The sequence below is a fragment of the Acinetobacter sp. SFD genome, assembly GCF_001647575.1.
Taxonomy (GTDB): Bacteria; Pseudomonadota; Gammaproteobacteria; order Pseudomonadales; family Moraxellaceae; genus Acinetobacter; species Acinetobacter pecorum.
Window position 1 is genome coordinate 312,361 of sequence record NZ_LSZJ01000013.1, and the last position, 26,691, is coordinate 339,051.

Sequence of the window (26,691 nt, forward strand, 5' to 3'; positions counted from 1 at the left end):
ATTATGCTTTTTATGGAGTTGGTAAAAAAACTATGCATGAGTTTTAAGCAGCTTTCAAATATTTTATGTTTAAAATCGGGTGCACATCTGCAATCCAGGGACTGTTTTTTCTGGAATAGAGAAAGCTGAAATAAAATTGTCTATAATGCTCTCCTTTTGTTCTCCCATGAGTGTGTGATGTCTTCCAAGCAATATGATGTTCTCGTCATAGGCGCCGGTGCCTCAGGTTTAATGACAGCGTATATGGCTGCGCAACGTGGGCGTAGAGTCGTAGTGGTAGAAAAAGCCAATAAAGTAGGCAAAAAAATCCTGATGTCAGGTGGCGGAAAATGTAATTTTACGAATCTGTATGTCGAACCTGAAAATTACATTTCACACAACCCGCATTTTGTCATTTCAGCCCTGACTCGCTATACCAACTGGGATTTTATTGGACTAGTGTGCGAATATGGCATCGAATATGAGGAACGCAAACATGGACAGTTGTTTACCTTAAATGGTGCCAAAGATATCCTGTCAATGCTATTGGCAGAATGCGATAAAACCGGTCTGGTCGAAATTAAAACCAGTTGTGAAGTCAAAGCAGTCAATGCGGTAGATGATCAAGGTTTCCAGGTTGCAACGTCTTTGGGGTATTTTGAAGTTGAGTCGGTCGTGGTGGCATCTGGCGGTTTATCGATTCCTACTTTAGGCGGTTCAGGAATTGGCTATGAAATCGCAAAACAGTTTGGACATCATGTCTATCCAACCCGTGCCGGACTGGTCCCCTTTACTTTCTCTGATGGATTTAAAGAAGTTACCACGCGTTTGAGTGGTAATGCGGTAGAAGCAACGCTTTCTAATGAGCTTAATAGTTTTACCGAAGCGCTGCTATTTACCCATCGCGGCTTAAGTGGACCAAGTTCCCTGCAGCTTTCCAACTATTGGGATGTTGGTCAGAGTTTTAAGGTAGATTTCCTTCCAAGTGTTGATCTGTTGGATTTTTTCAAATCCAAAAAACAAAGCCAGCCGAAAGTCGTGCTACGTACGCTACTGAATGAATATTTACCGAAAAGTGTGGTTCTGGAATTGCAGAATTTGATCTGGGTGGATGTTGCAGAAACTTCAATCGGTAACATCAGTGATGATAAGCTGGAACAGATTACGGCGCGTCTGCATGGTTTTGAAGTGAAACCCTCCGGAACTGAAGGTTACCGGACTGCTGAAGTGACTTTGGGTGGTGTAGATACCACTGAAATATCCTCAAAAACCATGGAAAGTAAAAAGCAGAAAGGCTTGTATTTTATTGGTGAAGTTCTGGATGTCACCGGACATTTAGGTGGCTATAACTTCCAATGGGCATGGTCATCTGCGCATGCCGCATCGGAATATGTTTAATCAATAGATGATCTGGATTAATACTTTATTCATTCCAGATAATCTGTTTTAAACAGGTTGAGATTGGCCGTACTTTCTAAACGGTTAATCGCAAGCTGCATTTTTCGCGTTGCTTCTCGCAGATGTAATGGCAGTTCATCTGCTGTAGATGCAATGAATGTATGCTGTAGTGCTTTCCACATATTGTTGATCTCCTTGTCCTTATATTTTTAATGCAAGAAGAATACCAAAATCATTTTAGTATTCACTTGAATATTATATATATTTTAAAGACCATATTCTATTTTTAAGTACGAAGCTGGATTTCACTTTTAGTTAAATTCATCAGTTTCAGGAAGTTCCTTTTCCAGCTCTTGCTCAGACTGTTCGTCCTGTTTGCTCTTCACAAAAATAAATCGGTAGGCAGCAGTAAAAAAACCAATGGTAATTCCTGCGATGACTAAAGGCGCCAGGACCTTGTTGGGTTTCTTGGTATTCATGCAATTTTCCTTAGGACTGAAAAAAATCGACCACATAAGCGTGGTCGATTTCTCTTAGAAATAACAGGTTATTTCAGGTCATCTTTGTTTTGGGTAGAACGGTCAATATCAACATTCGGCTCTTTTTCTCCGGTTGAACCAAATGGATTATTGGCTGGCGGATGAGTCGGATCGACTTTTACTGAATCCGGTACAGCTTGATCCTCGTCCGAGACTGGATCAATCCCCAAAGACTCATCATCCTGTGGTGCAGTCGTAAGGATTGCTGGTGTCGTATGAGATAAATCGTCATCTATAGGGGTATTATCTGAGTCTTGATTTGGCACGATACCTGCTCCTGGAGTTGTGATTGAAGAATCATTAGTACCTGTTCCGGTAGTACGGTTTTTGCCACCTAAGCCAGAGAATATACTGTTTTCAGCTTTGTCTTTGACCGGATTTGGATGTTTAGCTTCTCGTTTGGCTTTATCAATCAGATCTGTAAGTACACGCTCAGCAGGTTGACGGCCGCCCAGACCAAATGCCAAGGCAAATGCCACTGCTACAGCACCTAGAGTTAAACCGAATGCCAGGTTAACAATTGAATCGGCAATACCCATGGCACGCAGACCCATTGCTACAACCAGACCCATGATCAGAACACGAACCAGATTCCCTAACCAGTGTGAACTCTTGTATTCGCCGCGCTGTACGATATTGGCGACGATATTGGCCAACCAGAAACCGATAACCAGAATTACCGCACCTAGCAGGATGTTGGCACCAAAGTAGATGAACATCGCAATCAGGCCACTGATCTGTTCAAAGCCAAGGCGATTCGCTGCTTCGGACACTGCAAATAGCATGGTGAAGAAAACGATCAGGTAACCGACTACACTTGAAAGTTTAGTCGTTCCTAAAAAGCGCTGGAGGTCCAGTTTGGCAGGAACTTCATCAACACCTGTACCGGCGATTACTTCAACTACCAGAGCAGCAACCAGTTTAGACACCACATAAGCCAGTATCAGAATCAACGCAGCAGCGATGATATTTGGAATGGCATTCATGATTTCATACAGCATGGCTGTAGCAGGCTGAGAAATTGCCTCGATACCCAGTGCTTCAAATGCAACGATGAGCGCAGTAATAATGACCACGGCGAAGATGAATGTACCAATTACCTGGGCGACATTCGAGTTTTTAAAAATTCCTACTTTTTCAGCATGCTGTTGTAAATTAAAACTATTTACCAGTCCTTCCACGATACCACGTAAAATTTTAGCCAGGATATAACCGACAAAAATGATCACTGCAGCAATAAAGATATTTGGTAAATAACTTACGACATCAGTCAGCATATTTTCAACCGGTAACAACAGACCGTTGAGACCTAGAATCGAGAGTACGATTGGCAAAAATAGCAACAGGATTAACCAGTAAACAATTTGACTGATGTTTTGGCTGATCGGACTGACACCTACTTCCGCACTGAGTTTTTCATCCAGTTGCGTTCGGTCAAGTACCTTCTGCAATCCCATCTTGACCAGATTGGCTACAATCCAGCCTATGAATCCAATTGCAATTGCACCTAGTAACTGCGGGATAAATAACAGGAACTGCTCGATCATATTACTGAATGGACCACTGACACCAGTAAGATTCAGTACATTCAGTGCACCAATCACGGCAATAATCAGAATAATCCAGAATACGACACGGGCAACAATACTTTCTACATTAGAGTGATGGCCTGTCGCCGTATTTAAGTGTGTATTGGTCCCCAGTTTCTGCAAGAGCTTTTTAACAGCTGCCGAAACCAGTAACGCAATGATCCAGCCAATTACTAAGATGGCAATTGCACTAAGAATGGGATAAAACTGATCCCAATAGTACATTGCATCGAAGCCACCACGCGGGCTTCTCATATAATCATTCATGTTGTTCTACCCTCATTGTTATTAAGCTATTTATCTGAAATCGGGGCATGTCCCTGAAGCAATCAGCCCCTTCTTCTTCCGGATTCATATTTGGATTTGATGTTTTCAGACTTACACCAGGTAGATGGCACTACCTTCAAACATCATGCTCCATTGCAAAAAAGCCCCAGTGGTTCACTAGAGCTTTTCAGGTATTTTTAGTTATTGGGTGGCCTGCCCATCAGTCGCGGTTGCAGTTGCTTCTGTACCATCAGTTGCAGTTGCTTCAGTTCCATTATTCGTGGTAGCAGTGCCTTGTGTAGGCTCACCGACTGGGGTCGAATTATTTGGGGTAGCAGGCTGCACATTTGGATTTGGATGCCCAGCAGGCGCATCACTTGCATCTGGCTTCATGTCAGAAAACATATAAAACAGTAGGGCAAGTAAAAAAATACCGACCAAAATCAAGATATAAACAGGGATACGCTTTTTCTGCGTCACGTCTGCCTGATGATTCAAAGGTGGTTTTTTATTGAAATCATCGACCATAACCATCCTCACTCTTTGTTATTCATAAGTAGATTTTTAGAATAACAAGCTGTGAATAAGGCTTCTGTGACAAAACATGGTGAGATGGTGACGAGATGTAAGTCACTAATCCCTCAGAATTCTCTCATTGATGCCTTGGTTAAAATAGCCGTTTTACTGAGGTATGTTGCATATCGACTGGGGTTTGGTGTTCATCTTTCAACTGCACCCCTGAAAGCTTAAGTTCGCAGGATTTACGCATCAATGCCACCAGTCGCTGAATGGCAATTGGATATGCCAGACCTGCAGGCCGCACATTGGAAATACAGTTACGCAAGGCATCATGACAGCCTTTAAAAGCATTATAAGTATAGTAAATACCCATACTGTCTGGTGAGCTTAAGCCTGGCCGCTCACCAATCAGCATAACCAGCATTTTGGCTTTCAGGATTTCTGCGACTTCATCCCCTAAAGCGACCCGACTGCCTTGTGCAATTACCATGGGCGCAACCTTCCAGCCTCCCTCCTTGCAAGCGTCTATCAAGGCTGGAACAAAATAAGGTGCATTTTCCTCAATAGCACGCGCCGACAGCCCATCTCCCAGCACAATGGCTACATCCCAATGTTGCTGATGTTCGGCCCGGTATTGCTGCAACATCGTTTTGGATTGTTGTGAAAGCACACGCCCGAGATCGGGACGTTTAAGATAAAGATCTTTCTCTACCGCCTGACTGTCAATTTCCAGAATGGCTAGTCCTGTTTTACTCAAACCCGCTTTTAACGATTCAACATCAAGTGGCTTCAGTACGGCATCTTTGGCCTGGGCATGCGCTAGCTGAAATTCCAGACTTGGTCGAGTCGGCAAGCTGCCACCAGTTCGGCCTAAGGCAATCCGTGCATCAGTAAAAGCTTTCAATTTCTGCCAGGGATTATCCTGTAATTGGGACTCAAATTTCACATCGGCAATCAGTTTCATAGTACTTCCTCAAGACAGGATTAGACGTGAAAATTGCTTCGGTAGCTCGGTCGGCCAGTGCAGCTGATTGGACTGTTGCGCCAAAATTCCCTGCTGCTCCAGCCAGTGGTCAAATTCGGGGGCCGCTTTTAATCCCAGTAATTGCCGGATGTAGAGCGCATCATGAAAGGAGGTCGTCTGATAATTCAGCATCACATCATCTGAACCGGGAATACCCATGATAAAATTCAGTCCGGCATTGGCAAGCAAGGTCAGCAGTACATCCATATCATCCTGATCGGCATCGGCATGGTTGGTGTAGCAAATATCGCAGCCCATTGGCACACCGAGCAGCTTGCCACAAAAATGGTCTTCCAGTCCGGCCCGGATAATCTGCTTGCCGTTATACAGATATTCCGGCCCGATAAAGCCGACTACAGTATTGACCAGCAAGGGATTAAACTTACGTGCCACGGCGTAGGCACGCGCTTCCACAGTCTGTTGATCCACGCCATGATGGCCATTGCTAGACAAGGCACTGCCCTGTCCGGTTTCAAAATACATGACATTTTGGCCCACGGTGCCGCGTTGCAGGCTTAAGGTCGCCTCATAACCTTCCTGCAACAGCGCCAGATTGATGCCGAAACCGGTATTGGCTTTTTCGGTTCCCGCAATGGACTGGAACATTAAATCAATCGGAACATTTTTATTTGCCAGCTGAATGCCGGACGTGATATGGGTCAAAACACAAGACTGGGTCGGAATCTTATATTCCTGGATAATATGATCGAGCAGTTTGAGCAGCTCAGTCAAATTCTGCAGATTATCTGTCGCCGGGTTGATTCCGATGACCGCATCTCCATTGCCATACATCAGTCCATCCAGAATCGAAGCTGAGATTCCCATCAAATCATCAGTCGGATGGTTCGGCTGCAAGCGGGTGGAAAGATGCCCTTTCAGACCAATGGTATTTCTAAAACGTGTGATTACACGACATTTTTTTGCCACTAGAATCAGATCCTGATTGCGCATAATCTTGCTCACTGCCGCGACCATTTCCGGAATCAGACCCATTTTTAAAGCAGCAAGTTTTTCTGTGGTGGCATCTGCACTGAGCAGCCAGTTACGAAAATCTCCAACAGTAAAATGCGAGATCGGATAAAAGGCATCAGCATCATGTTCATCCATGATCAGGCGGGTGACCTCGTCCTTTTCATAAGGAACCACTGCTTCTTGCAAAAACTGCTGTAACGGCACTTCTGCCAGACACATTTGTGCAGCGACCCGCTCGGTTGCATCAGTGGCCGCAATCCCTGCCAGCTGATCACCAGAACGTTCAGGCGTAGCCTTGGCCAACAGGGTTTTTAAATCCTCAAAAACATAATACTGACTGGCCACATTGATCTGATACAGCATAAGCGTGTTCTCCATGCTAGATAATTTATTTCAATTCCTTTTCTGCTGCCTCGATACGGGCAAATTCTTCTTCCGGTGTACCTGCCACTAGATGATGACGGCTATACAGCAGGAAATAGAGAATCAGTGCCACGTAAATGGCAGCTGCCATTAACCAGACTTTTGGATCAACCAGAAAGCCTGCGACCACTGCAATGGCTGCAAGCACTAAAGCAATCGATGCCGTGACAATACCACCTGGTGCCTGATAAGGACGTGCCAGATTCGGCCGGGACAGTTTAAGTTTGATATAAGCCATCATCATCAGCACATAGGAAATAGTGGCACCAAAGACTGCCATCAGAATCAGCAGATCACCTTCACCCGAAAGGGACAACAGGAAGCCAATAATCCCCGGAATAATGATGGCCAAATAAGGTGCATGATTGCTGTTGGTCAAGGACAGTTTTTTCGGTAAATAACCGGCACGTGAGAGTGCAAAAATTTGACGGGAATAGGCATAGATAATCGAGAAGAAACTGGCGATCAGACCCGCCAGCCCGACAAAATTCACGAAACTTGCCATCCAGGTATTGGCGCCATACACTGCAACCAAGGCATCCACCAGTGGTGCACCAGAATCTTTCAGCGTATCTGCACCTGCTGCGCCAGGACCGAGCAGCAAAATACTCAGGGCAAAGAATGCCAGAATCAGCATGGAACCAATCAGGCCACGCGGCAAAGATTTGGCTGGCTCTTTGGCCTCCTCGGCTGCCAGTGGCACCCCTTCAACTGCCAGAAAAAACCAGATCGCATAAGGCACTGCTGCCCAGATACCCAGATAACCCAATGGCAGGAAACTGCTTGCACCAACTGCTTTCGTACTGACTGCAATATCAAACAGGTTTGCACTATCAAAATAGGGCAACATGCCAAAGATAAACACCATCAAGGCAATCGCGGCAATGGCGGTGATCACAAACATGATTTTGAGTGCTTCACCTGCACCTTTCAGATGCAAGCCCATAAAAACCAGATAGCTCACCAGATAAATGATCCAGCCGCCAATACCAAACAAGGCCTCGCAATAGGCGCCAATAAAACAGGCAATTGCTGCCGGAGCGATGGCATACTCAATCAGGATGGCACTTCCGGTCAGATAGCCGCCAAAGGGACCAAAAGCAGTCCGGGCAAAACTGTATCCCCCACCGGCGGTAGGCAGCATGGTGGACATTTCAGACATGGCCAAGCACATACACAGATACATGAATGCCACTACAATGGTCGCAATAAACATACCTCCCCAGCCCGCCTGTGCCAGACCGAAATTCCAGCCGGCAAAATCACCGGAAATCACATACGCGACCCCCAGACCAACAAGAAGCAACCAGCCTACAGCACCTTTCTTGAGCTGTCGCAAGGCAAAATAATCTTCCTGTACTGCTGTTTCAGTCACACCGGTATCAATCACACTTTTTGATTCTGACATAGCAACCTCGTTATTTTTATCGTTGTTCCCTGAAAATATGCATAAGTCGTACCAGTTACGGGAGCTACAGCGAAGACATCCGGAACGCTGCCTTTCAGCGATGAAATGCGTTATAATTATCCACCTTTTCATTTATACACCCGAGTTATATGGCGTATCGTCAACAAAGTGTATCGCTTGATCTTGATACTGACGTCACACATCAATGCATGCTGCACTACAGCCGCGATCAGCATCTGATTGGAATTATTGAATTCAGCAAGCCAAGCTTCCTGCTTCGCTGGCAGGATCTGGAATATTTCCGTCGTCGTACCGAGGAATTTTCCGTGATGCCTTTTCCGGACTGTGTCAATGCAATGATTATCGATATTCGAGATGTAACGGCATGGCTGGATAATGAAGTGCCAATTATTCCGTGGCGCTTACTGGAAGAAGACTGTCCAGTGCGTCTGGTCGTGCCTGCAGACCGTATTGAGCACTATGCAGGATTCTTTGAACCGACCTGGCTCAGCTCCGATGTCGAAACCGCCATTCAGGAAATCCGTGAATCCATGGATATGTTTGTACATTAAGCTTGAAACAAAAAACCTCCGCAATGGAGGTTTTTTATGACTTATTGTTTTTTCGTCTTTTGAAACTCAGCCTCATCCCTATTTGCATCTTGTCCCTGATCCACCAGGTTTTCTTTTTAAGTCAGTAACATTTCAGCAATAAATTCAGCTTGAGTCCTGCTGGAATTATCCACTAAGATGAATATAAACGAGCATTTAGACTTTATAGCAATAATCTTAATACAGTCTTAGCACAAAAATAGGCTCGATCATAATAATGGAAAAATGGAGTTTCACGATGAAATTAAAATCTCAATTGGCTACCTTGCTGTGTGCCACCCCGCTGATCTTGGGACTGAGTGCCTGTAGTGATAATCAGGCGCCAAATACTCAGCAAAGCGGCGAGAAGGCTTCCGGCACACTCAATAAAATCAAACAGTCCGGCACCATTGTTTTAGGTTATCGCGACTCCTCGATTCCATTTTCCTATATTGCCGACAACCCGAATCAACCCGTCGGCTATGCGCATGATCTGCAACTAAAAGTGGTCGAAGCCGTCAAACAGAAGCTGAACATGCCTGATCTAAAAATCCGTTATAACCTGGTAACCAGCCAGAATCGGATTCCTCTGGTTTCCAATGGTACGGTTGATCTGGAATGTGGATCGACAACTAACAACAAAGAACGTCAGCAACAGGTCGATTTCTCAGTCGGCTTCTTTGAAGTGGGTTCCCGCCTGTTAACCGCAACCGATTCCGGAATCAAGGACTTTAGCGATCTTAAAGGTAAAAAGGTCGTCACCACTGCCGGCACCACATCTGAACGTTATATCCGCCAGCACGAAAAAGAACTGGGTATTGGTGAAATTATTTCTGCCAAAGATCATGCAGAATCCTTTTTGATGCTGCAAAATGGCCGTGCTGCAGCCTTCATGATGGATGACATTCTGCTGGCCGGAGAAAAATCCAAGGCCAAAAATCCGGAGAAGTGGCACATTGTTGGCACTGCACCGATTCATGAGATTTATGGCTGTATGATGCGTAAGGGTGACCCCGAGTTTAAGCAGGTTGTGGATGATGCTATTAAAGCCACGTATAGCTCCGGTGAAATCAACAATATGTATAAAAAATGGTTCCAGTCGCCTATCCCACCTAAGAATATCAACTTGAACTATGCCATGTCCGATGCGTTAAAAAATTTGATCAGCAATCCGCATGACCGTGATCAATAAGCGTTGAATCTTATCCACCTTACTTAAGCCTAATAGGTTTAGGGATCTTTGTTGGAGTTGCGATGAATTATAGCTGGAATTGGGGTGTCTTATTGCAACCGACCGGGATTGGGGATACCACCTATCTGAACTGGATCATGACGGGTATCGGTTGGTTGGCTGTGATTGCGATTGTCGCCTGGTCAATTGCTATGCTGCTGGGTAGCCTCTTAGGCATCATGCGGACCTTACCCAGTCCTACAGCTCGGGCTATTGGAACGGCCTATGTGACCATTTTCCGTAATGTGCCTTTACTGATCCAGTTATTTATCTGGTTTTATGTGGTGCCCAACTTTCTGCCCAGCTATATTCATAACTGGTGGATCAATGATTTAGGCGCCAATACCACGGCACTAATTTCTGCCAGTATCGGCTTGGGGCTGTTTACCGCAGCGCGGGTTTGCGAACAGGTACGTACCGGGATTGAAGCTATTCCAAGCGGACAGGTCAATGCCGGCTATGCCATGGGTTTTAGCACTGCACAATTATATCGCTATGTGATCTTACCGCAGTCTTTCCGTTTGATTTTGCCACCGCTCAGTTCTGAACTGACCAACTGCGTCAAGAATACCTCGGTGGCTTCATTGGTCGGGGTTGCAGAAATCATTTCCCAGATGAAAACCATCAGTGAATACACCCAGAATACCATCGAGATTTACACCTACGTCACCCTGATTTTTATCCTGATTAATGTCTGCTTAATCAGTTTCATGAATTTTCTGGAAAAGCGCTTTCAGGTACCTGGACTAATTGCAGGAGTGAAATAATGGAAGGGTTCACTGCATTTTTTCAGGATTTACAGCTTTCCGCACCAGCACTCTGGCATGGTTTCAGTATCACTTTAAAAGTTGTATGTTTTGCCACGGTTGGCGGGATTCTGATTGGTACCTTGCTTGCTTTGATGCGGCTGTCATCAATCCGGGTATTGAAATGGCTTGCCAAAGGCTATGTGAATCTGTTTCGCTCCATTCCCCTGCTGCTGGTGCTGATGTGGTTCTATTTTGCTGTGCCCTTTATCTATACCGGGCTGACTGGCAAATACCTGACTATGGATACAGCCCTGGTATCCAGTATTGTCGCCTTTATGCTGTTTGAAGCCGCCTATTTTTCGGAAATTGTCCGTGCCGGGATTCAGTCCATTCCGAAGGGTCAAACCGATGCTGCCTCTGCACTGGGGATGAGTTATGGCCAGTCCATGCGACTGATTGTTCTGCCTCAAGCCTTTCGCAAGATGACACCGCTGTTATTACAACAGACTATTATTCTGTTTCAGGACTCGACCATGGTCTATGCCATTGGCCTGCTGGACTTTTTCCGTACCAGCTATGTCCGGGGGGACCTGATGTCTTTACTGACCCAATATATTCTTTTTGCCGGCTTGGTGTATTTCACCGTTAGCCTGATTGCCACGTATATCGTGAAAAAATTACAGCGGAGGTTAACTGTATGAACGAAGCCAAAGTCATGATTGACCTCCAGCATGTCAGTAAATGGTATAAAGATTTTCAAGTACTGACTGACTGCACGACGCAGATCCGGCAAGGTGAAGTTGTCGTTGTCTGCGGTCCTTCAGGCTCAGGAAAATCCACCCTGATTAAAACCGTCAATGGCCTAGAACCTATCCAGCAAGGCAATATTCTGGTCGATGGGATTAAAATTAATGATCCGAAAACCAATTTGAATAAATTACGCAGTCGCGTCGGCATGGTCTTCCAACATTTTGAATTGTTCCCGCATCTCAGCATTACCGAGAACCTGAGCATTGCCCAGATCAAGGTATTGGGCCGTTCTGAAGCCGAAGCCAAACAGAAAGGTCTTGCCTATTTGGATCGTGTCGGCCTAAGTGCGCAAGCCAATAAATATCCGGCACAACTTTCTGGAGGACAGCAGCAACGTGTTGCGATTGCCCGTGCATTGAGTATGGATCCGATTGCCATGTTATTTGATGAACCGACTTCTGCACTTGATCCTGAGATGATTAATGAAGTGCTCGATGTCATGGTCGGACTGGCCCAAGAAGGTATGACCATGATGTGTGTCACGCATGAAATGGGCTTTGCACGACAAGTCGCCAATCGGGTGATCTTTATGGATCAGGGAAAAATTGTGGAAGATTGCAGTAAAGACGACTTCTTCAATACACCGCGTGGTGAGCGTGCCCAGCAATTCCTGAACAAGATTCTGCATTAAGCTTTATTCGTCATCTTTCATCTCAAAGCTCCTTCAATTTTCAGAAGGAGCTTTGAGTCTAAGCTTTTTGCTTACCAGTAATTTTCTACTGCAATATTTCCTTCACCACGGCGGTTCATGGTTAGGCCACGGGCCTTTAAAGCTTCTTTGGTGTCGTTCACCATCTCCGGATTACCGCAAAGCATGACATGGGTCGTTTCCGGATTAAACGTTAAACCCGCTACCTTTTCCAGTTCACCATTGGCAATCAGGACCGGCAAACGGTCGTGCAAAGGTGCATCAGGTTCACGGGTAATCACCGGGATAAATTTAAAACCGCTATGCCCTTCGCCAAAGGTCTGGGCAATTTCCTGAATCCGCTCTATATAAGCAAGTTCATCCCGGGTGCGTACACTATAAACCAGATTGATCTTTTCGTATTTGCTCCAGGTTTCAAAGTCTTGCAACATGCAGATAAATGGTGCCAGACCCGTCCCAGTACCCATTAGCCACAGGTCTTTCGGTAAAGGCAACTGATAACGTGCCAGAGTCAGATAGCCATAAGAAATTTTTTCCAGAAACAGCTCATCCCCGACTTTGAGATGCTGTAAATTGGAAGTAAATTTACCTTCGGGTACGACTACCGAGAAAAACTCCAGGATTTCATCAAAAGGTGATGAAACCACTGAATAGGCACGAACGACCAGTTCATCTCCCACCTGCAGGCCAATACGCGCAAACTGTCCGGCCGTAAACTTGAAATGTGCCGGGCGCGTCATCGTAAAACTAAATAATGTATTGGTCCAACGATGTACAGATAAAACTTTTTCTTGGGTAAATTTTTCAATTGACATGATTTCAACGTGGCATGAAAGACTGTGCTCATGGTAGCATGGCAGCATAATTTATTAATATTTTTTAAATGTTAAGGCTCTACTCATGCGCATGACTTTACGCCAATTGGCTGTTTTTGTAGCAGTGGCACAAGAGGGTACCGTAACGAAGGCTAGCGATGCCGTCAAGCTTACACAAAGTGCGGCTAGTATGGCGTTAGCAGATCTGGAAGATGGTCTGGGTGCTCCACTATTTGACCGTCTGGGCAAACGCTTACAGCTGAATGATCTAGGGCGCTTTCTTCTCCCTCAAGCCCTGGAAATTTTAGGTCGTTGTGAATCGTTTGAACAAGTCGCCAAAGGCGAGCTGCAAAGTATCGATTTACGTTTAGGCGCAACTCTGACGATTTCAGATTATCTGATTCCTGACCTGATGGCCGATTTCCTGAAAATTCAGCCGCAAACCCATTTACAGCTTCAGGTTGGCAATACCCGTCAAATGATTGAAGCGGTAAATCAGTTCCAGCTGGATCTTGCCCTGATCGAAGGCTCCTGTCATCTTCCGCAGTTACAATGTATCCATTGGCGTGATGATGAGCTGGCTGTATGCTGTGCACCGGATCATCCCCTTGCACAATTGAACCGTGAGCTGACCGCTGAAGACTTCAAATCTGTGGAATGGATTTTGCGTGAAGAAGGTTCAGGTACCCGTGAAGTGTTTGACAATGCCATTTTAAAAGATGTGCCGGATGCCAGCATTCGTCTCACTCTCGGTCATAATGAAGCCATCTTGAAAATTGTAGCAGGTGGAATCGGCATGTCCTGTATTTCCAAACTTGCGATTGAACCATTACGTGAAAAAGGTCAATTGGTGATTCTGGATACCCCGTTCTGGTCGTTGACTCGTCCGCTGTTCATGCTGGTGCATCGCCAGAAATATCAGGGCCCAGGGCTAAAAGCCTTTATGAATTTTTGTGAAAGCTAACAATAAAAAAAGCACCTGAAGGTGCTTTTTTTTATGACTCATTAAAACTGACTTTCACATGGAATACCATCGCCGTCGCCATCCATTTTAGTATTTGCGCAGTTACGAATAAAAAATAATGCTTCCTCATAAGAACTCATCTGACTACAGTGTTCTCGACCATCGCATTTAAATTGAGAAACAGATGGCGAAGTCATTTCTGAAGTTTTCAGATTGACGGAGTTGACTTGACTTCGTAGATCAGTCCCGTGATTTTCCAAGTTCTTCCGGCCCTGCTCCGATAATCCTTGTATTGGCAGATCGCCTTGCGCTGCTCGCTGCTCAGCGACAATTCGTTGCTGCTCTAATATCAATTCTTCCAGCTTTTGCTGTTTTTGAATTTGGTAGCTTTGGTATTGGTTATAAACAAGACCAGCAAGGGTCAAAATAACAAACAGCCCTGATAGTGTAATTATTTTTGATGTAGTCGATGATTTTGCCTTTTCATAATGTGGGGAAGTATGTATTTCAGGATCTTCATACTGATCATCATTCTGCTCAACAGCTACCTTTGATTTAATATCCAGTCGAGCAATATGGTCTGCCTTAAACTTTCCATTATCTTCTACAATCAGAAACTTTAATTTTTCCCCAATTCTTGGTGGAATATTTTTATTAGGAAAGTCTGCGACATGAAAAAATAAATCTTTAGATTGCCCTTCGATCTGAATAAAACCAAAACCACGCTCTTCGTGAAAAGTTTTAATTTTCCCCTCTTGAAACATAATTCACTCTTATCTTTAATATTTTTAATAATTGTAATGAAAAAGAGACTATAAAGCTTTCTTGATTTTTTTGATGCTGAAACAAAAAAGCACCGCAAGGTGCCTGTTAAAATTGAAGAATAGATAAATTCCAAGTTAAAAATAGAAAATAGGCACTCTCTAGCGTAACTTTAAACTTCACCAAAAATCATAAAACCAACAGCTGATACCAATGCCAGCCATAATGTTGGACTAAAGAAAATTGAATTGCGTAGCGGAACAGACACTGTTGGTGCCAAGGACTGTAAGGCAACAATATCTGGCACAAACTCATCCTGCACTTTAATATCAAGGCGCACCATATTGTCCAGTTTCATCTGACCTTGGTCGACAATGACTCTAAATTTAAGTCGCTCTCCGATTTGTGGTTCAATTTCAGGCGAAGGTAAATCCTGTAGCTTAAAACCTAATTCTTTAGCTTCTCCTGTGATCTCCAGAATACCTAAAGCACCTTCGCAATCATAAGCTTTAATTTTTCCATCCTTAAACATGACATTTATCTCTATTAATCAACAAATGTATTTTAATTGAGGAGAAATAGGGAGGATTGTAGAGCTTTGGTGGAAATTTTATTGTTTGCGTAAAGAAAAGCAGGCTTTAGGTTACAAAGCCTGCTTTAAACCTACCACTGACAAATTCTTATATAAATAAAGAGGCACGAATGCCTCTTTATTTAGCCCTACCCATCGCAGACTAGCGCTTAAGGTTTGATAATAATGCAGAAGTAATTGACTGGTTATGTGCAGCAACCTTAGATTTTTTAGCTTTCTTTGATTTGTCTTCGACACGTTCAATCTTGATCGCTTTATATTTGTCGCCATTTTCAACCACATTAAATTTCACGCGTTCATTGCGTTTTGGTTCCCCTTCTGCTGCAGGGAAGTCTGAAATATGGAAGAAGACATCTCCTTCAGTGCAGCCAATAAAACCGAAACCTTTGGCAGAATCATACTTCTTGATTTTGCCCTGATACAATTCATCTTTCATGCTGTTGTCCTATTCTGAAAATGCCTTTTCTACATTATATAAAAAAGAGGCTGTAGTAGCCCCTTTTTTCATTCTATTCAAAAATTAGTCTTTTTGAACTGAACCGAAGATTTTATCGCCAGCATCGCCAAGACCCGGAACGATATAACCATTTTCATTTAAACCGCTGTCAATGGATGCAGTAAACATAATGACATCCGGGTGTGCAGCTTCTACACGTTTAATCCCTTCCGGCGCAGCCACCAGAACCATCACACGAATGTCTTTACAACCGCTGGCTTTCAGCACGTCAATTGCCGCTACAAGAGAAGAACCTGTCGCCAACATTGGATCAATGATCATTGCGATACGGTTTTGTACGTCTGGAACCAGTTTTTTATAGTAAGTACGTGCTTCCAGAGTTTCTTCATCACGCTCTAAACCAAGTACAGATACTTTTGCGCTTGGGATCAGGTTAAGGAAACCATCGAGCATGCCAATACCGGCCCGTAGAATCGGCACAACCGTGATTTTTTTACCGGCAATACGATCAACCGTTACAGCCCCATTCCAGCCGTTAATGTCGTGTTCAACCATTGGCAGGTCTTTGGTCGCTTCATAAGTCAGAAGCATCGTCACTTCTTGAGCTAACTCACGGAAGTTCTTGGTACTGATATCTGCACGACGGAGTAAACCAAGTTTATGTCGGATGAGCGGATGACGGATTTCATGGATTGCCACGGGAGAACACCTAAAAGGTTAAAGATAAATTTCCGCTATTATAAAGGCATTTATTCGTTTGTATAAATAAAAAAGCCCCCAATCATGGAGGCTTTTTTTGTAATAACATTAATCTTTGCAGATATTAGTTAAAACCACTTTGTACCAGAGTAAAAATGAACTGCTGTAATTCAGGTGACATTGCAAAGAACGCATACTTAGATACTGCAATCACTGGATCTGGGTAGACACCAATCACAAGTACCGCAAGCGCAGCAAGAAGCACCATAATACCGCCAACTTTTTGACCCCAATGATTCACCGCATCTAGACGTGGTGTTTCAGGCGGTGTCATATAAAGTACAACCATTACACGCAGATAATAATACAAACCGATACCAGAGCCCAGGATAACCATTGCACTCAGGAACCATGCTTCGCCTGCAACTGCAGTTTTAATCACCAGGAATTTACCGATAAAACCGGCAGTTAAAGGAATACCTGCAAGAGACAACATCATGACGGTTAATACAGCAGTCAATACCGGACGGCGCCAGAACAGACCACGGTATTCAGCCAGACTACCCGCTTCATCCGTATTGTTATACGGACTAGACATCAGAGTCACGACACCGAACGCACCGATCGTGGTTAATACATAAGTAATTACGTAGACGTTTACACTTTCAAAAGTCGCAAAACCTTGAACCTGCAAGAAATCGGTATTACGCGAAGTAACGATGGCAACCAGCAAATAACCAAAGTGTGCAATTGAAGAGTATGCCAGGATACGTTTCAAGTTCACCTGACGAACCGCCAGCAAGTTACCTGCAAGGATAGACAGAACCGCAATAATCGAAATAATAGTGACGAAGCTGTCCGCCAGGATTAGGCCTGAAGACAATGCATAACGAACAAACAGACCAATCATTGCCACTTTCGCTACTGTCGCAAGGAAAGTCGCGATTGGCGCTGGCGCACCCGCGTATACGTCTGGTGTCCATTTGTGGAATGGTGCCAGCGATAATTTAAATGCCACAGCAAATACAATTAATGCCAGACCAATCACGACAGCCGGTTGGCTGAATGCCGTAAACAGCTTGCCCGGTTCTGCAACGAAACTTAAGCTGCCGGTATAAGCATAAACATAGGCCATACCCATCAACAGCATTGCAGATGCCGTTGCTGAAAGCACCAGATATTTCACACCTGCTTCAAGCGATTGAGAACGTTGATGTGTATATGCCAACAAGCCGTATACAGGAATCGACATCAATTCAAGGCTGATAAAGAATGATGCGTAGTGCGAGCTTGCTACCATCAGCATGGCACCCGCAACGGATATCAGCATCAAGATATACAGCTCTTCACGGTTATCTTTATAAGTTTCGATGTAGGCATGTGACAGAGTGCTACATGCAAGTGCAGCAATCAGGATCACAAACTGGTACAGCATCGTAAACGGATCTACGAGGAACAGATTCATCACATTGGCAGGTGCAAATACGCCCGCCAACAAAACGAAAATGATATAAATCGCAGCAAGGTTTAAACCAATCACTGTGGTTGTAGCCACCAGATTATGGTTACGCTTGATTGCGGTCAGCAACATCACGACGATCGCAGTTAACGACACGATCATCACAGGTGCTAGAGGCATAAGCTCAGAAAAAGACATTGTGAAGTTCATGGCTTATTGGATCTCCACATTTTCAAGTTGAGTCGTTACTTGATTAGTAACTTCAACCACTTCTTGAACTGGAATGTAGCTATTCGCTAACCACGCCATGCTTGAGTTTGAAATATCAAGGAAGCTTTGTGGATATAGACCAAGCCAAAGTAGACCAAACGCACAGATCAGCAATAATACAGTTTCACGTGCATTTAGATCTTTTAACGGATTTGTATAGTGCTGCTTTTGTGCTTCACTTGGTACACCAAACAGGGCTTTGTGAATCAGGATCAAACCGTACAGACCCGCAAACACCAAGCTGATCGCAGCAAGAATGGTAAACGCCGGGAATTGTGCATAAGCACCCATTAGGATCAGGAACTCGCCAATGAAGTTACCTAGACCTGGAATACCCACCAATGCCGCAACGAAGAACATCAGGAAGAATGCAAGATACGGGAACTGACCACGCATACCACCCATCAAACGCATATCACGCGTATGCACACGCTCGTATACCTGACCACACATAATGAACAGTGCAGCAGATGAAATACCATGTGCCAACATCATGATCATCAGACCCTGGAAGGTCAGGATGTTACCTGCGTAAATCGCAAGTAAAACAAAGCCCATGTGTGAAATAGAGGTATAAGCCAACAGGCGTTTCATGTCTGTTTGCTGGAAAGCACACCAAGCACCGTAGAAGATACCAATTAAACCCAGGATGATCGCGAAGTCTGCAAACTGTGCAGATGCTGCCGGGAAGAATGGAATCACAAAACGAAGCAGGCCGTATGCAGCTGTCTTAATCAAGATACCTGCAAGATCGACAGAACCCGCTGTTGGTGCTTGTGCATGTGCATCTGGCAACCAGCCGTGTAATGGGAAAACTGGAAGTTTTACCGCAAAACCGATGAATAAACAGATCATGAATGCATAAGCAACTGCTGGAGCCTGAGCATCAAGCGTATTCGCCACACCTAATAAATAGTTGTAGTCGAAACGGATTTCGCCAGTCAGGGTGTAGCCTACTGTGACCAGACCCAGGATACCAATCAGCATCACCAGACCTGCGACCTGCGTGTAGATGAAGAACTTGGTTGCTGCATATACGCGTGACTTGCCTGCTGCCCCTTTATGACCCCAAAGGGCAATCAGGAAGTAGATTGGCACCAGCATCATCTCCCAGAAGAAGAAGAACAGGAACAGGTCAATCGCGAGGAATACACCAATTACACCACCCAAAGACCATAACAGGTTGAGGTGGAAGAAACCCACATTCTTTTGAATCTCACCCCATGAACAGCCGACTGCCAAAACACCTAGAAGTGCAGTCAAACCAACCATAAGAAGTGATAAACCATCCACTGCAAGGTGAATGTTAATGCCCAGAGTTTGAATCCAAGGCAGTTTGAATTCGGCAGCCCACGAAGGTGTAGCACCGCCTAATTCATAGTTATAAGTACCAGTCTGCCAAAGGACGATAGTCAAGACCAACGTCACCAGCATACCGATCAACGCGATATAACGCGGCAAGTGCTGGTCGAGTTTATCGACCAACCAGCATATGAAACCTGCAATGAACGGAATGAGGATCAGAGCCGGCAAAATAATATTGTTTGGAGCTTCCATTTTATTTCCCCACAACCTGAATCACGATCAAGATCATCAGTAGGACAACGACACCGAGCCCCATACTAGATGCATATTCACGCACTAAACCGGTTTGACGTGAACTTGTAAAGCTGTTACCACCTTTAACAAGTGCAGGAAGTACCAGCCACAGGCCATCAATCGGATCACGACCAAAGATCTTCGCGAACAATAAGTATGGCTTCACGAAAATGATGTCATAAAGCGTATCGAAACCTAATGCATTACGGCAGATATTGACCAGACCAGCACCCACAGAAGTAGCTGCAAAACGTTTTACTGCACTGTAAGCAAAAGCGAACAGTACTACACCGACTACCAGTCCTGTCAAAGCAACAGCGATTGCGATGTATTCAGCACCATGTGCACCTGCTTCAAGCGCTTCAGGAATAATAAAGGCTGGAATGCGTGCAGCATCAAGAATGCTCATTACCGGTGCTTTCAGAACGATCGCAAGACCTGTAGAAAGTACAGCAAGAATCGCCAATGGCGCCCAGTATGTTGCACCTTTGATTTCGTGATAAGGCGTGTTTTCTTTGCCGAAGAATACAACCCAGATTAAGCGGAATGTATAAATAGACGTTAAGAATGCACCTGCAACACCAACCCAGTACAGCGTGTTATATACCGGCAAACCGGCAACATGACTTTGCGTCCAGACTGCAGCAAGAATCGCGTCTTTTGAGAAGAAACCAATGGTCAGGAATGGGATCGCTGCCAATGCACCGCCACCAATCGCGAAACATGCAAACAGGAATTTGTTCTTGTAGAACAGACCGCCCATCTTGAAGATGTTTTGTTCGTGATGGTAAGCCAGAATCACCGCACCAGACGACAAGAACAAGAGTGCCTTGAAGAATGCGTGTGTCAGCATGTGGAATAGGCCTGCCTGATACGCTTCAGCACCTACAGCCATAAACATATAACCCAGCTGACTCATAGTTGAGTAAGCCAGAATACGTTTGATGTCGGTTTGAACCAGTGCAGCAAAACCAGCTACAAGCAATGTCACCGCACCTGTGATCGAAATAAATACCATCACTTCTGGTGCAAGTTCAAATACTGCGAACATACGGCAGCACAGGTAAACACCTGCGGTTACCATGGTCGCAGCATGGATCAATGCAGAAACAGGTGTCGGACCTGCCATCGCATCGGCTAACCATGTTTGTAACGGGATCTGTGCAGATTTACCCGCCGCACCCAAGAACAATAACAATGCTGTCCAGATGGTCAAAGATGAACTTTGGGTCATTACAGTCGCTGCATTTTCAACGATGTACTGAATGTTCAAGGTACCAAATTGTTGGAAGATCAGGAACATGGCAATCAGCAGGAATACGTCACCGATACGGGTCACGGTAAATGCCTTGATTGCCGCCAGACCGTTTGCCGGGTTCTGGTAATAATAACCGATCAGCAGGTATGAACACAGACCTACGCCTTCCCAACCCAGGAATAACAACGCCAGGTTGTCACCCAATACCAGCAACAACATGCTAGCAACGAACAGGTTGAAGTAAGAGAAGAAACGTGCAAAGTCTTCTTCACCGCGCATGTACCATGATGCAAAGATGTGAATCAAGAAACCCACACCTGTCACCATACCCAGCATCAATAAAGATAGACCATCCAGTTGCAAGCTGATGCCCGGTGCAAAACCACCAACACTGAACCAGGTCCAGAGATGTTGTACTACTGCAGTTGAACCATTGTTAACAAAGTCCATACCTGCAATCAATGCGAACAGCGCAGATAAACCGACGGCACCAACACCAATAATGGCTGCAACAGATTCCGGAAGCTTGTTGCGCCCCGCCGCTAACAGGACAAAACCAATGAGCGGAAATAAAATTGTTAGATATAAATAACTCATCCGCGCATCTCACTAGCAGCATCCACATCCAGGTGATGGAAGCGATGATAGAACTGAAGGACGATCGCAAGACCAATACAAGCCTCTGCCGCAGCAAGTGTCAAAATCAGGATAAACATGATCTGACCGTCTGGCTGTGCCCATGCACTGCCTGCCAAGACGAACGCCAGAGCAGCAGCATTCATCATGATTTCAAGGCTCATTAAAATAAATAGTAGGTTGCGTCGCACCATTACACCGTAAAAACCCAGTGCAAAGAGAATAGATGCAACGATCAAACCATGCTCTAAAGGGATGTTGCCCATTATTCTTTTTCCTCTTCTGCATCTGGTTCACGTTTACCTAAATGGAATGCAGCTACTAATGCAGCAAGCAATAACATCGCGGCAACTTCAACCAACAACAAGTACTGCGTAAAGAGTGCTTGACCCACTGCTTTCGGGCCCACCATTTCTGTACCCATCACCAGTGAAGCTTGCGTGTAGTCAGAACTTAATACCCACACCAGCACCAGACCGATCAGGAAGCTCATCAACGCAGGATAAGCCCAGGCTGATGAAGTCAACCATTTACGTTCTTGTTCAACAGTCTGCTCACCCAGGTTCAGCATCATTACGACGAATACGAACAATACCATGATCGCGCCCGCATAAACGATGACTTCCAGTGCACCCGCAAAAGGCGCACCGACAATCAGGAACATGCCTGCGACTGCAAGCAGGGATACGATCAGGCTTAATAAAGCATGTACCGGATTCGCGTTAGTGACCACGCGAACCGTAGAGACAATGGCCACAAGGGCCATTAAATAAAATGGCCACATCATGGTAATAGACTCCGTACATCAACAGGTGCACTTTCACGCTGTGCCTGACCTTTGTCCTTGCCTGCAATTGCCATACCGGCTACACGGTAGAAGTTATAGTCAGGATATTTACCAGGACCAGAAATCAGCAGGTGTTCTTTTTCATAAACCAAGTCCTGACGAACATATTCGCCAAGCTCGAAGTCAGGCGTCATTTGAATTGCAGTGGTTGGACACGCTTCTTCACACATACCGCAGAAAATACAGCGCGAGAAGTTGATACGGAAAAATTCCGGATACCAACGACCGTCTTCACGTTCTGCTTTTTGTAATGAAATACAGCCTACCGGACAGGCAACCGCACACAGGTTACATGCCACGCAGCGTTCTTCGCCATCAGGGTCGCGTGTCAATACGATACGACCACGAAAACGTGGTGGCACGATTTCTTCGGCTGGTACTTCTGGGTAAAGAATAGTGTCACGTTTACGCGTTGCATGGCTGAACACCATCCAAAGCGAACGAACAATCGATCCAAACCCGGCTAGAAATTTAAACATTTTGTTCTCCCTGCCCTTACCACAAGATAACCGCGCCAGTTACCAACAGGTTAACTAGAGCTAATGGCAAGCAAATTTTCCAACCAAAGTTCATTACCTGGTCATAACGTGGACGCATTAATGAACCACGCGCCAGTACAAACATCATTACAAAGAAAGCTGTTTTGATAATGAACCAGAATGCTGCTGGAAGGAACGGAATATCAAGGTTGAATGGCGCAAGCCAGCCACCAAAGAATAGAGTCACGATCAATGCAGAGATCAGTACCACGTTAACGTATTCCGCAACGAAGAACATCCCCCATTTCATACCGCCATATTCGACATGGTAACCTTCCGCCAGTTCCTGTTCCGCTTCTGGTTGGTCAAATGGATGACGATGCGTTACCGCCACACCCGCAACCACAAAAATCAGGAAGCCAAGGAACTGAGGAATCACAAACCAGACGTCTTTTTGTGCTTCAACGATTTCACGCATGTTGAATGAGCCGGCAATTGCCACCACACCCATGAGTGAGATACCTAGGAACACTTCGTACGAAATAGTTTGAGCTGCAGAACGCAAACCGCCCAGTAAGGCATATTTGTTGTTGGATGACCAGCCACCGAACAGGACTGCATAGACTGCAATCCCTGCCATTGCCATAAAGAACAACAGGCCGATGTTCATGTCTGCAACACCCAAATACGGTGAAACAGGAATAACCATGAACGACAGCACCGCAGTTGCCATCGCAACTGCTGGCGCCATCCGGAAAGTCAATTTGTCAGCAAATTTGGGGGTCCAGTCTTCCTTGAACATGATTTTCAGCATGTCGGCAACAATCTGGAACATACCGCCCGGACCAACACGGTTCGGACCGTAACGGTCTTGCCACAAGCCGAGTAAACGACGTTCAATAAAAGACATCAACGCAGCGATCAGTACCACAACCAGCAAGATCACGATCGCTTGAATGACTGAATAGGCGATTGGCCAGTTTTCAGCCCACAGCGGCGTTTGACGGATTAATTCTTGTTCCATGAATTACGCTCCTACCGCGACTGAAACAGGCTCTGCAAGAGATACCGTCGGTGCAAGACCGATTGGGTAACCAATATAACCTGTTGGTAAGTATTCGATTACTTGTACAGGAAGAACAATCGACGTTTCACCTGCTTTAACTGTAATCCGCTGACCATCTTGAACATTCAAGCGAGCAGCATCCTGTTCACCTACTGCAAATACCGGTTCAGGAATACGGGTTTCCATCGCTGGTGTTTTTACGGTGAATTCACCTGAACCAAAGATATGGTGCATTGGTACCAAACGGAAGCTCTCAGCATTCACCAAAACAGGTGCCGGTGCAACAAAACTGCGCGCTGGACGTTTTGGTAAACGGTCGAATAGACGAACACCTGAATCACCACCTTTCAAGTGACCACCCACTTCATTCTGGTACTTGTTCCAAGCTTGTGGAGAGTTCCAGCCTGCAGACCAGGCAAATGGAATCAGTGGAGATGGTGTTTCATTACCCACATAACCTTCCATAGAGAATGTTAATGCAGAATCGATATCGGTTGGCTGTTTCGGCTCGTGGACAGACAATGGCGCACGCATCGAAGTACGGCCTGAGTAACGACGTGGTTCACGTGCCACTTTCAGACCATGTACACGGAAGCCCGCATCAGGTGCAACATCCAGAATGCCTTCCAGCGCTGGAATGTTTTTTGCCACTGACTCGATCACGTCATCCAGCAAAGTCCAAGAAATCGCTTTGCCTTTCACGCCTGTTTCCAGAGCGTGTAACCAGCGCCAAGATTCTTTAATCGCCAGCTCAGGATTGTAGTAGCTTGGGTCATACACTTGGTAGAAACGTTGTGCACGGCCTTCTTGCGATACAACCGTACCATCACCTTCCGCGAAGCTTGCAGCAGAAAGCACAATGTCGGCTTTTTTCACTGTTTCAGTTTCAGAGTGATCCAGTACGATCACTTCTTTACCTGCAAGTGCAGCATCGACCTGTGCAGCAGGAAGACGACGGTAAAGGTCATTTTCAACTACGATGACAGTATCGTAATCTTGTGCAAATGCTTGCTCCAGGCTTTGACCACCAAAGATTGCCATACCCATCGAGTTCACTTCAGGAACCGTCAAGGTCAAACCGGCATTACCCAGATTCTGTGCAACTTGTGCCGCAGCTTCCATAATGGCAGGATCTTGCAGGCTTGTACCCGAAATGATCAGTGGTTTCTTGGCAGCTTTTAAAGTGTCTGCAATCGTTTGTGCAAATGCTTTCGCGTCATCGTCTAAACCAAGAATGCTCTCACCTTTCACGCCTGCCGCAATCGCAAAACCTAAACGCGCGATGTCGTTTGGAGACGCAACCACTTCCCCTTCAGCAACATCAGACAAACGGGTTTGAGTCGCAGCCAGAATGTAAATCGGAGATTTGGCATCTTGCGCAATACGTTGTACCGGTTCAGCTAACCATTCTTGGGTACGGCGCTCTGCTGCCATCTCTTTGCCTTTATTTTTCGCAGCCTGGCGAACAGATAAAGCCATACGAGGTGCAGTTTGAGTCAGGTCTTCACCCAGAATCAGTACCGCATCATAGCTCTCAATTTCACGCATGTTAGGGTTGTATACACCCTCGGTTTGCATGATAGAAGCAGCCAGTTCAACCAGGTTGTGCTCTTTTTGAGACAGACCGGTTGAGAAGCGATCTTGACCAACCAGCTCAAGAAGTGCGTAGTTCGATTCAAGAGACGCTCGCGGCGAACCAATACCCAGTACTTTTTTGCCTTGGATATTTGCAATAACCGTATCGAGTGCTGCATCAACTGAAACAGTTTCAACAGTAGCACCATTACGGAATTGTGGCTGACGTGGACGGTCTGCACGGTTCACATAACCAGTACCGAAACGGCCTTTGTCGCATAGGAAGTATTGGTTCACTTCACCGTTAAAACGGTTTTCTACACGACGAAGTTCGCCATAACGTTCACCCGGAGAGATGTTACAGCCTGAAGAACAGCCCTGGCATACGCTTGGTGCATACTGCATGTCCCACTTACGGTTGTAGCGTTCAGAGTGAGTCTTATCTGTGAATACACCAGTCGGACACACTTCAGTCAGGTTACCCGAGAATTCAGACTCTAAGGTGCCTGATTCTGGACGACCGAAGTACACGCGTGATGCGTTGGCATACACGCCAAAGTCGGTACCACCTGCGTAGTCTTTGTAGTAACGCACACAACGGTAGCATGCAATACAACGGTTCATCTCGTGCGCAATAAACGAACCAAGTTCCTGGTTGTAATGCGTACGTTTGGTGAAACGGTAGCGACGACGGTCATGCTGTGTCATTACAGTCATATCTTGTAAATGACAGTGACCACCCTCTTCACAGACGGGACAGTCGTGCGGGTGGTTGGTCATCAAGAATTCAACAATCGAAGCGCGGAAATCCTTGGCTTCTTTGTCTTCAATCGAGATGTAGGTATTGTCTGCTGCAGGTGTCATACATGACATGACCAAACGACCACGCGTATCTTCTGGATTCGCGTACTGGGTCACGGCACATTGACGGCAAGAGCCGACAGAACCTAAGGATGGATGCCAACAAAAGTATGGGATATCAATGCCAAGACTCAAACATGCTTGTAGCAAGTTTTCCGAGCCGTTGACTTCATACGATTTGCCATCGACATGAATTGTAGCCATA

Annotated in this window: 27 protein-coding genes; 7 read left to right on the plus strand and 20 right to left on the minus strand. The window is 45.4% G+C overall.

Going from position 1 to position 26,691, the window contains the following annotated elements; all coding sequences use genetic code 11:
* The first annotated feature begins 177 nt into the window (after positions 1-177).
* A complete protein-coding gene (locus AY605_RS11055) occupies positions 178-1,377 on the plus strand; it encodes an NAD(P)/FAD-dependent oxidoreductase (RefSeq protein WP_064096437.1) in 1,200 nt (399 codons plus the stop codon).
* A 29-nt stretch (positions 1,378-1,406) separates the two neighbouring features.
* On the opposite strand, the gene AY605_RS15115 is transcribed toward AY605_RS11055, so the two are convergent.
* From AY605_RS15115 to eat, 7 genes are all read right to left on the minus strand, one after another.
* Positions 1,407-1,559 carry a hypothetical protein gene (locus tag AY605_RS15115; protein WP_171254956.1) on the minus strand — a complete coding sequence of 51 codons (153 nt, stop codon included), beginning with the start codon at positions 1,557-1,559 and terminating at the stop codon, positions 1,407-1,409.
* A 129-nt stretch (positions 1,560-1,688) separates the two neighbouring features.
* Entirely contained in the window at positions 1,689-1,856 is a 168-nt protein-coding gene (locus tag AY605_RS15120; protein WP_171254957.1) for a hypothetical protein, read from the minus strand.
* A 68-nt stretch (positions 1,857-1,924) separates the two neighbouring features.
* Complete coding sequence (locus AY605_RS11060) at positions 1,925-3,772, minus strand: mechanosensitive ion channel (RefSeq protein ID WP_064096438.1); 1,848 nt, start codon at positions 3,770-3,772, stop codon at positions 1,925-1,927.
* Between the two features lie 201 nt (positions 3,773-3,973).
* Complete coding sequence (locus tag AY605_RS11065; protein ID WP_064096439.1) at positions 3,974-4,300, minus strand: hypothetical protein; 327 nt, start codon at positions 4,298-4,300, stop codon at positions 3,974-3,976.
* Positions 4,301-4,439: 139 nt separating this feature from the next.
* The gene (gene eutC / locus AY605_RS11070) at positions 4,440-5,255 is read right to left on the minus strand and encodes an ethanolamine ammonia-lyase subunit EutC (RefSeq protein ID WP_064096440.1); all 816 of its coding nucleotides are present in this window, start codon (positions 5,253-5,255) and stop codon (positions 4,440-4,442) included.
* 9 nt (positions 5,256-5,264) lie between these two features.
* Positions 5,265-6,650 (minus strand): ethanolamine ammonia-lyase subunit EutB, encoded by a 1,386-nt coding sequence (locus tag AY605_RS11075; RefSeq protein ID WP_064096441.1) that lies wholly within the window; start codon positions 6,648-6,650, stop codon positions 5,265-5,267.
* A 25-nt stretch (positions 6,651-6,675) separates the two neighbouring features.
* Positions 6,676-8,118 (minus strand): ethanolamine permease, encoded by a 1,443-nt coding sequence (eat, locus tag AY605_RS11080; protein ID WP_064096442.1) that lies wholly within the window; start codon positions 8,116-8,118, stop codon positions 6,676-6,678.
* 149 nt (positions 8,119-8,267) lie between these two features.
* Here eat and AY605_RS11085 point away from each other — a divergent pair, with 149 nt between their 5' ends.
* The 5 genes from AY605_RS11085 to AY605_RS11105 all read left to right on the plus strand — a co-directional run bounded on the left by AY605_RS11085 (position 8,268) and on the right by AY605_RS11105 (position 12,129).
* Positions 8,268-8,690 carry a hypothetical protein gene (locus tag AY605_RS11085; protein ID WP_064096443.1) on the plus strand — a complete coding sequence of 141 codons (423 nt, stop codon included), beginning with the start codon at positions 8,268-8,270 and terminating at the stop codon, positions 8,688-8,690.
* Positions 8,691-8,967: 277 nt separating this feature from the next.
* Positions 8,968-9,900, plus strand: a complete 933-nt coding sequence (locus AY605_RS11090; RefSeq protein WP_064096444.1) for a transporter substrate-binding domain-containing protein — start codon at positions 8,968-8,970, stop codon at positions 9,898-9,900.
* A 62-nt stretch (positions 9,901-9,962) separates the two neighbouring features.
* A complete protein-coding gene (locus tag AY605_RS11095; RefSeq protein ID WP_064096445.1) occupies positions 9,963-10,706 on the plus strand; it encodes an amino acid ABC transporter permease in 744 nt (247 codons plus the stop codon).
* Positions 10,706-11,389, plus strand: a complete 684-nt coding sequence (locus AY605_RS11100) for an ABC transporter permease subunit (RefSeq protein WP_064096446.1) — start codon at positions 10,706-10,708, stop codon at positions 11,387-11,389. Before AY605_RS11095 ends, AY605_RS11100 begins: the two co-directional genes overlap by 1 nt.
* 14 nt (positions 11,390-11,403) lie before the next feature.
* Complete coding sequence (locus tag AY605_RS11105) at positions 11,404-12,129, plus strand: amino acid ABC transporter ATP-binding protein (protein ID WP_171254964.1); 726 nt, start codon at positions 11,404-11,406, stop codon at positions 12,127-12,129.
* 71 nt (positions 12,130-12,200) lie between these two features.
* Here AY605_RS11105 and AY605_RS11110 read toward each other — a convergent pair whose 3' ends face one another.
* Positions 12,201-12,962 carry a ferredoxin--NADP reductase gene (locus tag AY605_RS11110; protein ID WP_064096448.1) on the minus strand — a complete coding sequence of 254 codons (762 nt, stop codon included), beginning with the start codon at positions 12,960-12,962 and terminating at the stop codon, positions 12,201-12,203.
* 85 nt (positions 12,963-13,047) lie between these two features.
* On the opposite strand from AY605_RS11110, the gene gigC reads away from it, so the two are divergent.
* Complete coding sequence (gene gigC / locus AY605_RS11115; RefSeq protein ID WP_064096449.1) at positions 13,048-13,926, plus strand: LysR family transcriptional regulator GigC; 879 nt, start codon at positions 13,048-13,050, stop codon at positions 13,924-13,926.
* Between the two features lie 41 nt (positions 13,927-13,967).
* Here gigC and AY605_RS11120 read toward each other — a convergent pair whose 3' ends face one another.
* From AY605_RS11120 to nuoG, 12 genes are all read right to left on the minus strand, one after another.
* Positions 13,968-14,690: a cold shock domain-containing protein gene (locus AY605_RS11120; RefSeq protein WP_064096450.1), complete on the minus strand. Its 723-nt coding sequence runs from the start codon at positions 14,688-14,690 to the stop codon at positions 13,968-13,970.
* A 170-nt stretch (positions 14,691-14,860) separates the two neighbouring features.
* Positions 14,861-15,220, minus strand: a complete 360-nt coding sequence (locus AY605_RS11125; protein WP_064096451.1) for a hypothetical protein — start codon at positions 15,218-15,220, stop codon at positions 14,861-14,863.
* 202 nt (positions 15,221-15,422) lie between these two features.
* The gene (locus tag AY605_RS11130; protein WP_064096452.1) at positions 15,423-15,716 is read right to left on the minus strand and encodes a cold-shock protein; all 294 of its coding nucleotides are present in this window, start codon (positions 15,714-15,716) and stop codon (positions 15,423-15,425) included.
* 84 nt (positions 15,717-15,800) lie between these two features.
* The gene (gene upp, locus AY605_RS11135; RefSeq protein WP_064096453.1) at positions 15,801-16,436 is read right to left on the minus strand and encodes a uracil phosphoribosyltransferase; all 636 of its coding nucleotides are present in this window, start codon (positions 16,434-16,436) and stop codon (positions 15,801-15,803) included.
* A gap of 124 nt (positions 16,437-16,560) precedes the next feature.
* A complete protein-coding gene (gene nuoN / locus AY605_RS11140) occupies positions 16,561-18,105 on the minus strand; it encodes an NADH-quinone oxidoreductase subunit NuoN (RefSeq protein ID WP_064096454.1) in 1,545 nt (514 codons plus the stop codon).
* Positions 18,106-18,108: 3 nt separating this feature from the next.
* The gene (gene nuoM, locus AY605_RS11145; RefSeq protein ID WP_064096455.1) at positions 18,109-19,722 is read right to left on the minus strand and encodes an NADH-quinone oxidoreductase subunit M; all 1,614 of its coding nucleotides are present in this window, start codon (positions 19,720-19,722) and stop codon (positions 18,109-18,111) included.
* Between the two features lies 1 nt (position 19,723).
* On the minus strand, positions 19,724-21,619 hold the full coding sequence (gene nuoL, locus AY605_RS11150; protein WP_064096456.1) for an NADH-quinone oxidoreductase subunit L: 1,896 nt from the start codon (positions 21,617-21,619) through the stop codon (positions 19,724-19,726).
* Positions 21,616-21,924 (minus strand): NADH-quinone oxidoreductase subunit NuoK, encoded by a 309-nt coding sequence (nuoK, locus tag AY605_RS11155; RefSeq protein ID WP_004280769.1) that lies wholly within the window; start codon positions 21,922-21,924, stop codon positions 21,616-21,618. Before nuoK ends, nuoL begins: the two co-directional genes overlap by 4 nt.
* On the minus strand, positions 21,924-22,442 hold the full coding sequence (nuoJ, locus tag AY605_RS11160) for an NADH-quinone oxidoreductase subunit J (RefSeq protein ID WP_171254965.1): 519 nt from the start codon (positions 22,440-22,442) through the stop codon (positions 21,924-21,926). The genes nuoK and nuoJ overlap by 1 nt, the downstream gene beginning before the upstream one ends.
* On the minus strand, positions 22,442-22,984 hold the full coding sequence (gene nuoI, locus AY605_RS11165; RefSeq protein WP_064096458.1) for an NADH-quinone oxidoreductase subunit NuoI: 543 nt from the start codon (positions 22,982-22,984) through the stop codon (positions 22,442-22,444). Before nuoI ends, nuoJ begins: the two co-directional genes overlap by 1 nt.
* Before the next feature lie 16 nt (positions 22,985-23,000).
* Positions 23,001-24,008 (minus strand): NADH-quinone oxidoreductase subunit NuoH, encoded by a 1,008-nt coding sequence (nuoH, locus tag AY605_RS11170; protein ID WP_064096459.1) that lies wholly within the window; start codon positions 24,006-24,008, stop codon positions 23,001-23,003.
* Between the two features lie 3 nt (positions 24,009-24,011).
* Positions 24,012-26,690 (minus strand): NADH-quinone oxidoreductase subunit NuoG, encoded by a 2,679-nt coding sequence (gene nuoG / locus AY605_RS11175; protein ID WP_064096460.1) that lies wholly within the window; start codon positions 26,688-26,690, stop codon positions 24,012-24,014.
* Position 26,691: the final 1 nt, after the last annotated feature.